We start from the raw sequence: 14,988 nt of genomic DNA, 5'->3' as shown, positions 1-14,988 counted from the left end.
ATTTGAAAGTAGAACTCGACTTTGATTTTGATCCTGTCGCACTCAAACTTTGCGTTGCATGCGACAGAAAAAGAATCCGTCCGTATCGGTACTTGCGGGCGTCAAGGTTACGGTCAGTGCATCTTTCGAGCGAGGCCGCGGCGCGTCCTTTCCGAAAATGCCGTCCCAATGCTCCGCTGCGGGTGCGATGGAAAACTCCGGGTTTTCGGCGCAGAAGCGCGAGACCTGGGCATCGTTCTCCTCCGGCAGGATCGAGCAGGTGACATAGAGAAGTGCACCGCCCGGCTTCACGAAGACGGCGGCTTCGGAAAGCGCTTCCTGCTGCTGGGCGATACGCTCGTCGAGGTTTTTGGGCGTGAGCCGCCATTTGGTGTCCGGGCGGCGGCGCCAGGTGCCGGTGCCGGTGCAGGGCGCATCGACCAGGACCGCATCGAGCTTGCCTTTCAGGGCGTTGAGCTGGCGCGCGTCGTCATGCACCTGCACATTGCGGGTGCCCGCGCGCCGCAGCCGCTCGATGATCGGCGCCAGCCGCTTGCGGTCGGCGTCATAGGCGTGGATCTGGCCCTTGTTGTGCATGGCGGCCGCCATGGCGAGCGTCTTGCCACCGCCGCCGGCGCAATAATCGAGAACCTGGTCGTGTTCGCCCGGCTGCACGAGTTCGGCGACGATCTGCGAGCCTTCGTCCTGGACTTCGAACCAGCCTTTCTGGAACGAAAGCTCGGCGGTGACGTTGGGCAGGCGGGACGCTCCTTCGCCGGCGGCAATCCGGATGCCGTTGCGGGCGATGCGCGAAGCCTTTGCGTTCGAGCGTTCCAACGCCTTGACGACCTTGTCGCGAGACGCCTTCAGCGTGTTGGCGCGCAGATCGAGGGTCGGGCGGTCGGCCAGTGCCTTGGCCTCAACAAGCCAGTCCTCGCCGAAATTGGCTTCGAAGGACGGCTGGATCCAGTCGGGTATGTCGCCCTGCACATGCAGGGGCGCATCCTTGAGATTGCGGGAAGCGAGCGACGAGAGGTTCGCCTCGGTCAGAGCCGGCGGTGCGAAACGGTCGTCGGTGAACTCGGCCTGGAGCGCGTCGGGCGTGAAGCCCCATTGCCGGATGAGGACCGCGTAGGCGAGGGCCGCCGGGCTTTCGTCGTCCATGAGCCAGGCATGCGACAGACGCATGCGCAATGCGTCGTAGACGATGTTGCCGATTGCGGCACGATCGCCGGAACCGGCGAAACGATGGGCAAGGCCCCAGTCCTTGAGAGCATCGGCGACAGGGCGCCTGCGCGTCTCGATATCGGCCAGCACCTCAATGGCTCCGGCAATTCGTCCGCCCAATCGCATGTCGCTCTCCGTGTCGGTTGCACCCGTGTGGCACGGGTCGTAACCGTGATCGCGCGATAGGGCAATAGGCGGCCTAAACCGTCTCTCCGGCCAGCCTCAGCCTTCGATCGCTTTCAGGCCCTTGCCCGGGACCTTCTGATCGCCGGCGTCGACGATCTGGTAACAGACCTGGGCGGTGCCGGAGCTGATCATGCCGATGTTCTTGGCGGCGGCCTTGGAAACGTCGATCACCCGGCCGCGGATGAATGGCCCGCGGTCGTTGATGCGAACGACGACGCTTTTGCCGTTGCGCTTGTTCGTCACGATAACCTTGGTGCCGAATGGCAGCGTCCGGTGTGCTGCCGTCATCAGAGAGGGGTTCATTCGCTCCCCGGATGCGGTCTTGGATCCGAGGGCATACCAGGATGCGTGACCGCATCCAGGCGCAGCATTGGCCTGCGCGGCGCCGAGAGTTGCAAAAGCAGCAATGGAGGCCGCGGCGAAAGTCGAGCGTCGAATTGTTGTCAAGTCGGTCGTCCCCGTTCGTTTTGTCCCTGCACGTTGCGTGCAAAATGGCTAAGCGGGGCGAAAAGTGGCGAAAAAGTGGGACTCTCGATCACGGAACGTTACAGTCTGTAACATTTGTGATTAGATTGCCGCCGATATTTTTAAGAAGCCAGCTAAGCTTCTTCGGAATAAAACCTTTAAAAACAGTCAGAAAGAGGAATATGGTTCCGGTAAGACTCGGAGAGAGTCTGCGATCACGTAAGTCGCAGAAAAAAATTTGTTGCTTTGCGAGATTCCTTGCCTCATTTGGGCAAATTTTGTGATCTCAAGCCTCAGGTATTAAGAAATTATAACCGGAAAGGCGCCAGAAGATGGAAATTTCAACCGTTTCAAAATGGGAATTTTATCCTCGCCAGCGGCCCGAAGACCACATTTCGGCAAGCGACATGCGGTAATTGGGGAACTGGAACTGGAACCCCGCAGCTCGGATCTTGGCATTCGAAACCCGCTTGTTGGCGCCGTAGAAAGAGCGCGCCATCGGCGTCATGTCAGCGGTCTCGAAGTCCAGTTCCGGCGGGGGCTCGACACCCATCAGCCGTGCCGCTTCGACGATGACATCCTGCGGCGGGCCTGGCTCGTCGTCGGTGACATTATATATTCCGCCGACATTGCCCTTGGCGAGGAAGAGCGCCGCGCCGCCGATGTCTTCGACGCGGATGCGGTTGAAGACCTGATCTTTCTTTATGATGCGCCGCGCTGCGCCCCGTGCGAGATTGACGAAGGCGTTGCGGCCGGGCCCGTAGATGCCGGCGAGGCGCAGGCTCGCCACAGGCCGGCCGGCTGTCCGCCCTTCGGCAGCCCAGGCATCTTCCGTATCGACCCGTTCGATCGACCGGCCGTGGATCGGGCTGCCCGGTGTCTCCTCGGTGACCCAGCCGCCGCCGTGATCGCCATAAACGCCGACGGTCGAGAGATAACCCACCCATTCGAGTTTCGGGCAAAGCGCGCGTAGCTTTCCGGACGCGAGCTTGAGCAGCGGATCGCCCTCGGTGCCGGGCGGGATCGACTGTACCAGGTGCGTCGTCTCCCGAAGCTCTTTCAGCAGTTCTTCGCTGAACGGGCTGCCGTCGAACACGAAGGCCTTGATGTCACGGGCCGCGAGCTCCAGTGCCTTGTGGGCCATTCTGACCGTGCCGGAGACCCGATGGCCTTCGGATTTGAAGGACTCGGCGATTGCCTGGCCCGAATAGCCGCATCCGAAGATCATCACATTCATCAGGCCGCTCCCGCCAATCGCCATTCTTCCAGCACTTCCGTATCCTCTTCGGCGCCGCGTGCCTCTGCAAACAGCGCGAAGTCCATATCCGTCATCAGGCGCTTCAGGGCCCATATGGCCATCCCGCGCACCGTGGGCGAGGGGTCGCCCGCAAGTTCGAGACACTGCTCGATGAGGCTGGCATCGCCGGAATTGCCCGCGGCGATCAGCACGTTGCGGATAAACCGGTCGCGGCCGATGCGTTTGACCGGCGAACCGCTGAAAAAGGTCCGGAAGGCCCCGTCGTCCAAGGTCAGCAGAAACGCGATCGACGGCTCCTTCAAGTCTTCGCGCGCCTGCAGTTTCATCTCCGAGGCGCTTGCCGCAAACTTGTTCCAGGGACAGGCGGCAAGACAGTCGTCGCAGCCATAGATGCGATTGCCGATCTGCGGTCGGAATTCCGGATCGATCGGACCTTTGTGTTCGATCGTCAGATAGGAGATGCATCGGCGCGCGTCGAGCCGATAGGGAGAAGGAAAGGCAGCCGTCGGACAGGCGTCGAGACAGGCCCGGCAGGAGCCGCAATGGTCGGTCTCGGGCGCGTCTATAACAAGGTCGGTCGTGGTGAACAGGCTGCCGAGGAAAAGCCAGGAGCCATGGGTGCGGCTGACGAGATTGGTATGTTTGCCCTGCCAGCCAAGCCCAGCGGCTTCCGCCAGCGGCTTTTCCATCACCGGTGCGGTATCGACGAAGACCTTCACGTCCTCGCCAGCCCGTGCCGCAAAGCGCGTGGCGATCTCCTTCAGCCGGCCCTTGATGACGTCGTGATAATCGCGGTTGCGCGCATAGACCGAGATCGCCGCCTTGTCGGGTTTTTCGAGAACGCCGCGCGGATCTTCGTCCGGCCCGTAGTTCAGCCCGAACATCACGATCGAACGCACCTGCTCCCACAACACCTTCGGATCGGCGCGGCGCAGCCTCGTCTCCGCCATCCAGTCCATGCTGCCGTGATGCCCGTCGGCCAGGAAAATCTCCAGCCGCTCCGGCGCCTGCGGGATGCTGTCCGGGCCGGTAACATGGCAGAGATCGAAGCCCTGCGCCTTCGCTTCCTCGCGGATGAAGGCGGTCAGCTTCTCCCGCCGCCGGAGCGCCTTTTCTTCCTCCCGCGAGGTCGCGTCAGAAATCAAGGTCCGCATAATGAGATACCGGGGTGAGGCCGCGGATGCGTTCGGCAAGCATCGGCCGGAAGGAGGGTCGCGATTTCAGCCGCTGATACCAGTCCTTGGCGACCGGCGTCTCCGACCAGTCGATCTCGCCAAGATAATCGAGAATCGAAATCGAAGCGGCGGCGGCGAGATCGGCATAGCTCAGGCGGTCGCCCGCAAGCCACGGCCGTGATCCGGCAAGCCAGGAGAGGTATTTCATATGTTGGCGGATGTTGGCGCGGGATGTGCGCAGCACCTTCGAGTCCGGCGCGCCACCGCCCTGGGCGGTTGTCATCTGCAGCTTGTAAACCCGCTCCCGGGTCAGCGGCCGGGTTACATCCTGCTCCATCTTCTGCAGGAACCATTCCGTCAGGCGCCGGATCTCGGCGCGCTGCCACGGGTCTTCGGCAAGCAGCCGGCGGTCGCGCTTCAGCACGCCGTGGGTTTCGTCGAGGAATTCCAGGAGCACGGAAGGGCCACAAAGCACTCTCATGCTGTCGTCGACATAGACCGGGAGCGTGCCCGCAGGATTGAGCGTCAGGAATTCCCGCCGCTTTTCCCACGGCTGCTCCTCGAGCAAGTCCGCCTGAAAGCCGTATTCGGCGAGAATCAGCCGGACGAACCGGGAGGCCGAAGACATGGAATGATGATAGAGCGTGGGCATGGATACTTGAACTTCACGAACTTCGTATAGGAGGGGCAGGGGCGCCTCGCGCGCCCGCCTGACATATGGCAGCTATATGGATTTGGTAGTCCCAAGACAAGCAACGGCTCATAAACTGCTTAAAACTGCCCTTATCTGCTCAATAAAGGATTAAGAATGGCGGATCAGTCCATCATCAGTGCGCTCATCCTCGGTTTGATCGAGGGGCTCACTGAATTTCTTCCCGTTTCCTCGACCGCCCACGTTCTTTTGGCTGGTCATTTCCTCGGTTTCCAATCCCCCGGCAACACTTTCGCGGTCCTGATCCAGCTCGGTGCGATCCTTGCCATCCTGCTGGTTTATGCCCGCAAGCTGCTGCAGATCGCGGCCGATCTGCCGACCAGTCCCAAGGCGCGCAGGTTCGTGGCAACGGTGCTGATCGCGTTCCTGCCCGCGGCGGTGATCGGCGCTTTGGCCCACAGCTTCATCAAGGCCGTGCTGTTCGAAACACCGATGCTGATCTGTGTCATGCTGATCCTCGGCGGCTTCGTGCTGCTTGTGGTCGACAGGATCAAGTTCCAGCCGAAATACCACGACGTGATGGATTATCCGCCGTCGCTCGCGTTCAAGATCGGGCTGTTCCAATGCGTGGCGATGATCCCCGGGACCTCGCGTTCCGGCGCGACGATCGTCGGTGCGCTTCTGCTCGGCGCGGACAAGCGCTCGGCGGCGGAATTTTCGTTCTTCCTCGCCATGCCGACCATGCTCGGCGCCTTCGTGCTCGATCTTTATAAAAACCGCAATGCGTTGAGTTTCGACGACGGCGCCGTGATCGCTGTCGGTTTTGTCGCCGCCTTCGTCACCGCGATCGTGGTGGTGCGATCGCTGCTCGATTTCGTATCGAGCCGGGGCTATGCGCCGTTCGCCTACTGGCGAATCGTCATCGGCGCCGCGGGCCTGATCGCCCTGCTGCTGGGAGCGTAAAAAGAAGGCGGCTCAAAAGGCCGCCGACTTCCCGATCATGTCAGTGATGGATGGATGCCGTGCTGCACGGGTCGACGCCGTATGCGGGCGTGCATTCGCTCTTGCCGGCTGCGCCCGTCGTCGGGGCCATGAACGAGCCCGCGAGGATGATCAGCGCTGCGCATGCAAAAAAGAGGGCGATGGGCTTGCCCATGGAGGAATGCCTTTCGATGGAAGATTTTATCGTCACGGTTGCGCCGCTTGTTTGGTGAGGGAGGATCTATGGGTTGGATTAGAAGAATTCAATAAAGGATTTTGCTGAACCGGCCGTTAACGCGACTGCATCGGCCACTGCGACCTTTGTGCCACAATCCTTGCCCGAAACATGAGCGACAACAAAGGGGTGCCCGAATTTTCAGCGGGCACTGCCGGCATGCCGGAGCGAAATCAATCGCGTGATATGGTTAACGAATGTCAGGCGGCGCGGCCGGAACCGGTGTACTGCCCCTGCGGGCGGTACTGCACAAGGTAGGATGGCAGGATCGAAGAGGCGAGTGTCGGGCGGATGCCTATCCCCTGCAGCGTGCGGCCTTCCGTGACGGCGGCATCGGAAACCACGTTGTCGATCTTCAACAACTTCACCTGGTCGCTGGTGATCGGCGGCTGGACGAAGGGGATCAGAGACGCGATGCTGCCGATCAGCGAGGCGATGCCGAAGGGCAGCGAGACGAGCGCATTGCTGCGATTGGTGACACGCAACATCGTCTCGAGACACTGGCGGAAGGTCATGATCTCGCCACCGCCCAGCTCATAGATTTTCCCCGTTGCGATCGTGCCGTCGACGGAGCGTGCGACGGTTTCGGCAACGTCCTCCACATAGACCGGCTGGAACTTCGTCTTGCCGCCGCCGATCAGCGGCAGGGCGGGGAAGGTGCGGGCCATGGAGGCGAACTTGTTGAAGAAGCTGTCTTCCGGCCCGAACATGATCGACGGCCGCAGGATCACGGCATCCGGCAGCGTCGAAAGGATCGTCGCCTCGGCGCGGCCCTTGCTGCGGGCATAGGACGATTCCGAGTTGGCATCGGCGCCGATCGCGGAAATATGGGTAAGCCTGGCGCCGGCCGCACGTGCCGCATCGACAACCGCGCGAGCACCAAAATCTTGGACCGCATCGAACGTGTTGCGGCCGCTCTCGAACATGATACCGACGCAGTTGACCACATGCGAAGCGCCTTCGGCGGCCTTCAGGACCGACTGGCGGTAGCGAAGGTTCGCCTGGACCAGCGAGATCTGGCCGACATAGCCGGCCGGCAGCAGGAAGCCTGCGAGATCCGGGCGGCGGACGGCAACCCGGACGCGATAACCGCGCTTGGCGAGCGCACGAACCACATGCCTGCCGACAAAGCCCGACCCTCCGAAAACGGTGACGAGCGGCGGAAGGTTGTTGATGGTCATGGCGTGCTCCGGGAGCCTGTGGGACGAGATGAGTGCTGTTTAACCGAATCGCGGCACGGGTGGAAGTGTCTCCACTGCCGCACCGGCTGCGACAACCGGTTCTTAAAGGCCGTCGAGCACGACGATTTCGCCATCCGCCACTTCCTGACGGATCTTGATGGCGATCGCATATTCCGGCGAATTGTAGCAATCGACGGCGGCCTGCATCGACGGGAATTCGATGATGACGTTGCGGGCGCGGGATTTGCCTTCCATCGCCGCCATCGCACCACCGCGGGCGAGGAAATTGGCGCCGTATTTCTCGAAGGCGGGCGTGGCGGCTGCGATATAATCCTTGTAGCGTTCCGGATCGCGGACATCGACGCGAGCGACCCAGTATCCCTTGGCCATGGTATTTCCTCCAGCGTGTTTTCGGTTGCGATGACTTCAGGCAAATTCCGGGGCGAGTCAATATGACAGGCTTTGCGCCCTATCCTGCGGTCCGCCGGAACTCATCCCGGATCACGGCAGGGAGAATCCGTCTCCGGCAACGAATAGTCGTCAGAGCACGCCCTGCATCTCGGCGAGAATTGCCTGTGCCGCAGCCTTCGGATCCGGCGCCTTGACGATCGGGCGGGCGACGACGAGATGGCTCGATCCGGCCCGCAACGCGTCCGAAGGCGTCATGACCCGCTTCTGGTCGCCCGCTTCCGAACCCGCAGGGCGGATGCCGGGCGTGACGATCGCCATGTCGGGGCCGACGATCTTGCGCACCGCAGCCGATTCCTCTGCCGAGCAGACGATGCCGCCCATGCCAGCGGCCAGCGCCTGTTCGGAGCGTCGTAGAACCAGCGTATGCGGATCGTATTCGTAACCTGCGTCGACGAGATCCGTCTCGTCCATCGAGGTCAGGACGGTAACCGCAAGCAGGCAGAGGTCGGAACCTTTTGCTGCCTCGACCGCGGCCCGCATCGCCTTCGGATAGGCGTGCAGGGTGAGCATGGTCATGCCCATCTTGACGATGTTCTCGACACCCTTCGCGACCGTGTTGTCGATGTCGAGCAGCTTCATGTCGAGGAAGACTTTTTTGCCATCCTTTGTGAGATCGCGTGCAAGTTCGAGACCGCCGGCGAATACGAGCTGATAGCCGATCTTATAGAAGGAAACGGTGTCACCGAGCGCGGCGACCATCTTTTCGGCTTCGCCGATGGTCGGAATATCGAGGCCTACGATGAGGCGATCACGAGCGTTCATGCCTGGAACCCTTCCCATTTTTCGATGGGCGTCCAGTCGCATGAGAGCGTCCGATCCGCAAGGGTGAAGCAGAAGAGATTTCCGCCGCCACCCGGCTGGTCCCGGTCGCGGGCGATCGGCGAGCCGGTGAGGTGGCATTTCAACAGCGTTCCAACGCCGCCATGGCCGACGAAGGCGATCGGCACATGTGGATCGTGATCGGCGAGAATTCTGGTGACTGCCGAAACGATGCGGCTCTGCGCGTCCACGGCGCGCTCCCAGCCCTTGAAGCTCTCTTCCGGGTGGGCGAAGAACCAGTTGGCCGCATCCTCGAACTGCGGCGGCGGCAGAAAACCCGTCGCCGACCGGTCGTTCTCGTGGGTATCTTCAGCGATCTCGATCGAAATGCCCGAGGCGAGGCCAAGGATTTCCGCAGTCTCGATCGCCTTCACCTCGTCGCTGGAGACGATCCGGCCCAGTTTCCTTGCCCAATCGGATTTGGCGGCCTCGCGGGCGCGGGCGGCGCCGAGGTCCGAAAGCCCCCAACGGGGCACTGGAATGTCGGGATCGATCCGGACCTGCGGATGAGTGATGTAGAGGCCGAACGTCATGGTCAGCCGCGGCTATAGGTCCAGAGCTGCGCCGGCGGGATGTTCCGGACGACGAAATCGTAGTGCTTGATCCGGTAACGGTCGGGCTGGGCGATGATTGGCGAGACCGGTCCGTAGGTGATCTGCATCACCGGCCGGCCAGCCGGGATGCGGTTGAGCAGGTCTTCGAGCAGTGCGATGCGGCGCTCCATCGGGAAGCTCAAAAGCGGGATTGCCGAAATAACGCTGTCGAAGGTCTTGTCCTTCAAGGCGCCGAGCGTGCGCTTGAGGTCGAAGGCGTCGCCGTTGATAAAGTTGACACCCGGATAGGTGCGAACAAGGTGCTGGAAGAAATCGGTCGAATATTCGATGGAGACCAGGTTTTCCGGCGAGACGCCATGCTTCAGGATCGCCTTGGTGATGATTCCGGTGCCGGGTCCGAGTTCGAGGACGGGCAGGCCGGAGGCCGTATCGATGACGCTTGCCATGCGTTTGGCGGTGACGGAGGAGGTGGGGCAGATCGCGCCGACCCGTTTCGGGCCATCGATCCAACCCTTGAAGAACCGGATCTCATCATCGAACTTGCGGCCAAGCCGCTCCTTCAAGCGCAGTTCCATTTTCTTATCCTCTCCCATTTTGCCCCATGTGGAACCCCAATGCCGCAAAAGCAAGGAAAAATGTCGCACCTGGGAAACTCGTATGAAAAAGGCGGCCGTGGTTTCCGGCCGCCTTCATGATTTAAACGCGCATCGGCATCAACACATAGAGCGCGTCGTCGCCCGCCGTGTCGCGCACCAATGTCGGGGAACCGGCATCCGCCAGCATGAAGATCGCGTCATCGCCCGAAAGCTGGGCGGTAATGTCGAGCAGGTATTTGGCATTGAAGCCGATTTCCATCGGGTCGTTGTCGTAACCGACCGCGACCTCTTCCGTGGCGCTGCCGGAATCCGGATTGTTGACGGTCAGCATCAGCTGGCCGTCGGTCAGCGACAGTTTCACGGCGCGGCCGCGCTCGGAGGAAATGGTCGAGACGCGGTCGACGGCCCTGGTAAAGCTCTGGCAATCGACGCGCATTTCCTTGTCGTTGCCGGTCGGGATGACCCGCTGGTAATCAGGGAAAGTGCCGTCGATCAGCTTCGAGGTCATCACGACCGAGCCCATTGTGACGCGGATCTTGGCGTCCGAAACCTCGACCGTGACAGCCGCCTCCGGATCGTCGACCAGTTTCTGCAGCTCGCCGACCGTCTTGCGGGGAATGATGATGCCCGGCATTCCTTCCGAGCCCGACGGTGCCTGCACATCGGCGCGCGCCAGGCGGTGACCGTCGGTCGCGACCGCGCGAAGCTTCAGGTCCCCGTCGGCTTCGATCGTGTGGAAGAAGATGCCGTTCAGGTAGTAGCGGGTCTCCTCGGTGGAGATCGCGAACTGGGTGCGGTCGATCAGCATTTTCAGATCGGTCGCCTTCAGCTTGAACGTATGCGTGAAGCTGCCGGCGGTAAGGTCCGGGAAGTCCGATTCCGGCAGGCACTGCAGAGAGAACTTCGAGCGGCCGGATTGCACTGTCATCGAGCCGCCGTCCGGGTTGGTGGCGAGCAGCACCTCCGAACCGTCCGGCAGCTTGCGGACGATTTCATAAAGCAGGTGCGCCGGAACCGTCGTGGCTCCGGCAGTCTCGACCATGGCCGGCAGGACCTCGGTGATTTCGAGATCGAGGTCGGTTGCCTTCAGGTCGAGGCTGGCGCCCGACGCGCGCATCAGCACGTTGGAAAGGATCGGGATCGTGTTCCGCCGCTCCACCACGCGATGCACGTGGTTCAGCGACTTCAGAAGGTTGGACCGCTCAAGAGTAATACGCATGGACGCAATCGCTTTCGACCGTGGCGATCCGGCAGGGCCGGACCCCTGATATTCTGCCGGCTTTGGACCAGCCGGATGATGTGGACCGGCAAAATGGCAGACAACCCCTTCGAAAAGCAAGAGGTGAACAAGGCGTTAGCAAGTCATTTCACATCTGTCTCATGCACTGCACACAGAAAATATGCGTTCTCAACAGCTTGCCCGTTACTTGCCGAAGCCGGCCGGCTTGCCCATAAAGGCTCATGACCATCCATCTGCGCGTGATACCCCTTGACCGATGAACCGAAGAGCAGCCAGCGCGGCTATCGCGTCGCCAATACTTTCGTGCCCGCGCGACCGCTGGAGCCGGCGCTTTATCTGGTCGCAACCCCGATCGGCAATCTCGGCGACATCACGCTGCGGGCGCTCGAAACGCTCTCAGGTGCCGATGTGCTCGCTTGCGAGGATACCCGGGTAACCCGCGTGCTGCTCGACCGTTACGGCATCGTCAACCGGCCCTACGCCTATCACGAGCATAATTCCGACGAGGTCGGGCCGAAGCTCATCGCGGCGCTGCAGGAGGGGAAATCGGTGGCGCTGGTCTCCGATGCCGGCACGCCGCTCGTCTCCGATCCCGGTTACCGGCTCGGTCAGATGGCGATCGAGGCCGGCCATAAGGTCGTGCCGATCCCCGGCGCCTCGGCGCCGCTCGCAGCCCTCGTCGGTTCCGGCATGCCGTCCGATGCGTTCCTGTTTGCCGGTTTCCTGCCGGTCAAGGACAAGGGTCGGCGGGACCGGCTGGCCGAGCTTTCGAAAGTGCCGGCGACTTTGATCTTCTTTGAATCGCCGCATCGCATCGGCGCAACGCTTGGCGCCGCCGCCGAAGTGCTCGGGCCGGGCCGACGCGCGGCGGTCTGTCGCGAATTGACAAAGACGTTCGAGGAGTTTCGCCGTGGCACGTTGGAGGAGCTTGCCGCCTATTACAATGACGACCGCGTCGTGAAGGGTGAGATCGTGCTGCTTCTGGCGCCGCCCGAGGCAGAGGAGCCGCCCGGGGAAGTCGAGGTGGACGTGTTGCTGCGCCAGCTTTCGGCCTCCATGCCAGCCGCCAAGGCTGCCGCCGAAGCTGCCCGCGTGACCGGACTTCCGCGCAAGGATCTCTATCAGCGGCTTCTGAACCTGAAAGGCGAGGCGGGTGGCGGAGATTGACCCGGGCTTAAGGCGCCGCAAGGTCGGGCGGCAGAAGGCTCAGCGGCAAAAGGCTCAGCGATGGGGCCATGCCTCGGAATATCTCGCCGCGCTTTATCTCCTGGTCAAAGGCTATCGAGTCCTTGCGATCCGTTACCGCACCAAGCTCGGGGAGATCGATCTGATCGTCCGCAAAGGCGATCTGGTGGCCTTTGTCGAAGTCAAGGCGCGGGTCGGCGAACAGGAGGCGATCGATGCCGTCGGTTACGTCACCCAGAGCCGAATTCGAGCCGCGAGCGATGTCTGGCTTTCAAAGCGGCAGGATGCCGCGAGACTGTCTCGGCGTTACGACGTGATCGTGGTGCTTCCGGGCCGTCTGCCGCGGCATTTTGCGAATGCTTTCTGACGCTGATGTGAAATTATTGCATAGGTGTGCAATGTAATATTCCTGACATAAAACTGTTAAGGGCCTGTCACAGCCTGGCCCTATTGCGGTCCTCACCCCAACAAAGGTGGAGAGGACCTTAAAATGTTCAAAAAGCTTTCGATGGCCGCGATCGCGGTCGCACTGTCCGCGACCTCGTCGCTTGCTGCGACCGAGGTCACCTGGTGGCATGCCATGGGCGGCGAGCTCGGCAAGAAGCTCGAAGAGATTGCTCAGAAGTTCAACGAGAGCCAGAGCGACTACAAGGTCGTTCCGGTCTACAAGGGAAGTTATCCGGAAACGTTGACCGCCGCGATCGCCGCGTTCCGTGCCGGCCAGCAGCCCGCCATCGTTCAGGTCTTCGAAGTTGGTACCGGCACGATGATGGCCGCCAAGGGCGCCGTCTACCCGGTCTACAAGCTGATGGCCGATGAAGGCGAACCCTTCGACACGAAGACATTCCTGTCTCCGGTCACCGGCTACTATTCCGATACCAAGGGCAACATCCTGTCGCTGCCCTTCAATTCCTCCACGCCGATCATGTATTATAACAAGGACGTCTTCAAAAAGGCCGGCCTTGATCCCGAGGTTGCCCCGAAGACCTGGAAGGAAGTCGAGGAATTCTCGAGGAAGATCGTTTCCTCCGGCGCTGCCAAGTGTGGCCTCACCTCGGCCTGGATCACCTGGGTCCAGACCGAAAACCTTTCGGCGCTGCATGACAAGCCTTTCGGCACTCTGCAGAACGGTTTCGGCGGTGTGAAGTCTGAATTCAGCTTCAACGGTCCTCTGCAGACCAAGCACTGGGCAAACCTGAAGAAGTGGCAGGACGAAGGCCTGTTCAAGTATGGCGGTCCGGTCGGTGGCGACCAGGCGGCGACCATGTTCTATTCCCAGGAATGCGCCATCACGATGAACTCCTCCGCAGGTCGCGCAGGCGTCATCAACAACGCCAAGACCTTCACACCGGGCTTCGCCCCGCTGCCTTACTACGACGACGAGATCAAGGAGCCGAAGAACTCCATCATCGGCGGCGCCACCCTCTGGGTGCTGAACGGCAAGGAAAAGGCGACCTACAAGGGCGTAGCCAAGTTCTTCAGCTATCTCTCCAAGCCTGAAGTCCAGGCCGATTGGCACCAGTTCACCGGTTACCTGCCGATCACCAACGCTGCATACGATCTCGGCCAGAAGCAGGGCTACTACGCAAAGAACCCGGGTTCCGACATCGCCATCAAGCAGATCACCCGCGGTACTCCCTCGGAAAATTCGAAGGGCGTGCGGTTCGGCAACTTCACCCAGGTCCGCACCATTGTCGACGAAGAGTTCCAGGCACTCCTCGCCAACAAGAAGGACGCCAAGCAGGCGCTCGACACCGCGGTGCAGCGCGGCAATGCGCTTCTGCGTGAATTCGAGGCTGCCAACTCGAACTGATTGTTTCGATTGCTGCAGGAAGGACCGGCTGTCGCCGGCCCTCCCTTGCTTGCTTGCTTGTTACGTTGTGGTGAGGGACCGGTGGATACCAAAAGAACAACCTTCAACAACCGCCTGCTGCCCTATCTGCTGCTCGCGCCCCAGCTCGTTATCACGCTCGTCTTCTTCATCTGGCCTGCCGCGCAGGCGGTGAAATCCTCCTTCGAGCGGGAAGATCCTTTTGGCTTCTCGACCGTTTTCGTAGGGTTGACCCACTATCGGCAGTTGTTTGCGGACCCGAATTATCTGGATGCGCTCTGGCGCACCGCCGTATTCGCGGTATCCGTCACCGTTCTTTCGATGATGCTCGGCCTCGCATTCGCGGCTGCGGTCGATCGCCTGGCGCGGTCCGCGAAAATCTATACCACCCTGCTTGTCTGGCCTTATGCCGTCGCACCTGTCGTGGCGGGCGTCCTGTGGTGGTTTCTCTTCAATACCTCCACCGGCCTGCTGCCCTTCTTCCTGGAGCGCCTGGGCATTCGCTGGGACCATGATCTCAATGGCACGCATGCCATGATCCTGATCATCATCGCGGCAGCCTGGAAGCAGATCTCCTACAACTTTCTTTTCTTCCTGGCCGGGTTGCAGTCGGTGCCGCAATCGCTGATCGAGGCAGCCGCCATCGACGGTTCGGGCCCGGTGAGGCGCTTCTTCACCATCTCTCTGCCGCTTCTGTCGCCGACGACGTTTTTCCTGTTCATCATCAACGTGAACTACACGATGTTCGACACCTTCCCGATCGTGGATGCCACGACGGGCGGCGGGCCTGCCCAGGCGACAACGACGCTCGTCTACAAGGTCTACCAGGACGGTTACGTTGGTCTCAACATCGGTTCGTCCTCGGCGCAGTCGGTATTGCTGATGTTGATCGTGATGCTGCTGACCTTCGTTCAGTTCCGCTTCGTCGAACGCCGCGTCCAGTATTGAGGAAC

General features: G+C 61.2%; 17 protein-coding genes. 5 read left to right on the top strand and 12 right to left on the bottom strand.

Going from position 1 to position 14,988, the window contains the following annotated elements; all coding sequences use genetic code 11:
* Window positions 1–42: 42 nt before the first annotated feature.
* From C5J22_RS13800 to C5J22_RS13780, 5 genes are all read right to left on the bottom strand, one after another.
* The gene (locus C5J22_RS13800; RefSeq protein ID WP_105438674.1) at window positions 43–1,332 is read right to left on the bottom strand and encodes an RsmB/NOP family class I SAM-dependent RNA methyltransferase; all 1,290 of its coding nucleotides are present in this window, start codon (window positions 1,330–1,332) and stop codon (window positions 43–45) included.
* A gap of 96 nt (window positions 1,333–1,428) precedes the next feature.
* Window positions 1,429–1,839 (bottom strand): septal ring lytic transglycosylase RlpA family protein, encoded by a 411-nt coding sequence (locus C5J22_RS13795; RefSeq protein ID WP_105438673.1) that lies wholly within the window; start codon window positions 1,837–1,839, stop codon window positions 1,429–1,431.
* Between the two features lie 382 nt (window positions 1,840–2,221).
* A complete protein-coding gene (locus C5J22_RS13790; protein WP_105438874.1) occupies window positions 2,222–3,094 on the bottom strand; it encodes an SDR family oxidoreductase in 873 nt (290 codons plus the stop codon).
* Window positions 3,094–4,269: a tRNA epoxyqueuosine(34) reductase QueG gene (gene queG / locus C5J22_RS13785; RefSeq protein ID WP_105438672.1), complete on the bottom strand. Its 1,176-nt coding sequence runs from the start codon at window positions 4,267–4,269 to the stop codon at window positions 3,094–3,096. Before queG ends, C5J22_RS13790 begins: the two co-directional genes overlap by 1 nt.
* On the bottom strand, window positions 4,250–4,942 hold the full coding sequence (locus C5J22_RS13780) for a glutathione S-transferase family protein (protein WP_046667341.1): 693 nt from the start codon (window positions 4,940–4,942) through the stop codon (window positions 4,250–4,252). Before C5J22_RS13780 ends, queG begins: the two co-directional genes overlap by 20 nt.
* 156 nt (window positions 4,943–5,098) lie before the next feature.
* Between C5J22_RS13780 and C5J22_RS13775 the strand changes: the two genes are divergently transcribed.
* Window positions 5,099–5,905, top strand: coding sequence for an undecaprenyl-diphosphate phosphatase (locus tag C5J22_RS13775; protein ID WP_105438671.1), 807 nt, complete (start codon window positions 5,099–5,101; stop codon window positions 5,903–5,905).
* A 40-nt stretch (window positions 5,906–5,945) separates the two neighbouring features.
* Here the strand turns inward: C5J22_RS13775 and C5J22_RS13770 are convergent, their stop codons facing one another.
* The 7 genes from C5J22_RS13770 to dnaN all read right to left on the bottom strand — a co-directional run bounded on the left by C5J22_RS13770 (window position 5,946) and on the right by dnaN (window position 10,998).
* On the bottom strand, window positions 5,946–6,098 hold the full coding sequence (locus C5J22_RS13770; RefSeq protein WP_007763306.1) for a hypothetical protein: 153 nt from the start codon (window positions 6,096–6,098) through the stop codon (window positions 5,946–5,948).
* 260 nt (window positions 6,099–6,358) lie between these two features.
* Complete coding sequence (locus C5J22_RS13765) at window positions 6,359–7,339, bottom strand: complex I NDUFA9 subunit family protein (RefSeq protein ID WP_105438670.1); 981 nt, start codon at window positions 7,337–7,339, stop codon at window positions 6,359–6,361.
* A gap of 102 nt (window positions 7,340–7,441) precedes the next feature.
* The gene (locus tag C5J22_RS13760) at window positions 7,442–7,729 is read right to left on the bottom strand and encodes a DUF1330 domain-containing protein (protein WP_105438669.1); all 288 of its coding nucleotides are present in this window, start codon (window positions 7,727–7,729) and stop codon (window positions 7,442–7,444) included.
* A gap of 150 nt (window positions 7,730–7,879) precedes the next feature.
* Window positions 7,880–8,572, bottom strand: coding sequence for an orotidine-5'-phosphate decarboxylase (gene pyrF / locus C5J22_RS13755; RefSeq protein WP_105438668.1), 693 nt, complete (start codon window positions 8,570–8,572; stop codon window positions 7,880–7,882).
* Entirely contained in the window at window positions 8,569–9,162 is a 594-nt protein-coding gene (locus tag C5J22_RS13750) for a histidine phosphatase family protein (RefSeq protein ID WP_105438667.1), read from the bottom strand. The genes pyrF and C5J22_RS13750 overlap by 4 nt, the downstream gene beginning before the upstream one ends.
* A gap of 2 nt (window positions 9,163–9,164) precedes the next feature.
* Window positions 9,165–9,758: a phospholipid N-methyltransferase PmtA gene (gene pmtA, locus C5J22_RS13745; protein ID WP_105438666.1), complete on the bottom strand. Its 594-nt coding sequence runs from the start codon at window positions 9,756–9,758 to the stop codon at window positions 9,165–9,167.
* A 121-nt stretch (window positions 9,759–9,879) separates the two neighbouring features.
* Complete coding sequence (gene dnaN, locus C5J22_RS13740) at window positions 9,880–10,998, bottom strand: DNA polymerase III subunit beta (protein WP_105438665.1); 1,119 nt, start codon at window positions 10,996–10,998, stop codon at window positions 9,880–9,882.
* A 270-nt stretch (window positions 10,999–11,268) separates the two neighbouring features.
* On the opposite strand from dnaN, the gene rsmI reads away from it, so the two are divergent.
* The 4 genes from rsmI to ugpA all read left to right on the top strand — a co-directional run bounded on the left by rsmI (window position 11,269) and on the right by ugpA (window position 14,983).
* Window positions 11,269–12,186: a 16S rRNA (cytidine(1402)-2'-O)-methyltransferase gene (gene rsmI, locus C5J22_RS13735; protein ID WP_105438664.1), complete on the top strand. Its 918-nt coding sequence runs from the start codon at window positions 11,269–11,271 to the stop codon at window positions 12,184–12,186.
* Window positions 12,173–12,571 (top strand): YraN family protein, encoded by a 399-nt coding sequence (locus C5J22_RS13730; RefSeq protein WP_105438663.1) that lies wholly within the window; start codon window positions 12,173–12,175, stop codon window positions 12,569–12,571. Before rsmI ends, C5J22_RS13730 begins: the two co-directional genes overlap by 14 nt.
* 123 nt (window positions 12,572–12,694) lie before the next feature.
* Entirely contained in the window at window positions 12,695–14,017 is a 1,323-nt protein-coding gene (gene ugpB / locus C5J22_RS13725) for a sn-glycerol-3-phosphate ABC transporter substrate-binding protein UgpB (RefSeq protein WP_105438662.1), read from the top strand.
* Window positions 14,018–14,098: 81 nt separating this feature from the next.
* The gene (gene ugpA / locus C5J22_RS13720) at window positions 14,099–14,983 is read left to right on the top strand and encodes a sn-glycerol-3-phosphate ABC transporter permease UgpA (protein WP_046667349.1); all 885 of its coding nucleotides are present in this window, start codon (window positions 14,099–14,101) and stop codon (window positions 14,981–14,983) included.
* The last annotated feature ends 5 nt before the right edge of the window (window positions 14,984–14,988 follow it).

Source organism: Neorhizobium sp. T25_13, assembly GCF_002968675.1.
Lineage (GTDB): Bacteria > Pseudomonadota > Alphaproteobacteria > Rhizobiales > Rhizobiaceae > Neorhizobium > Neorhizobium tomejilense.
This window is presented reverse-complemented; position numbering and strand designations above follow the sequence as displayed.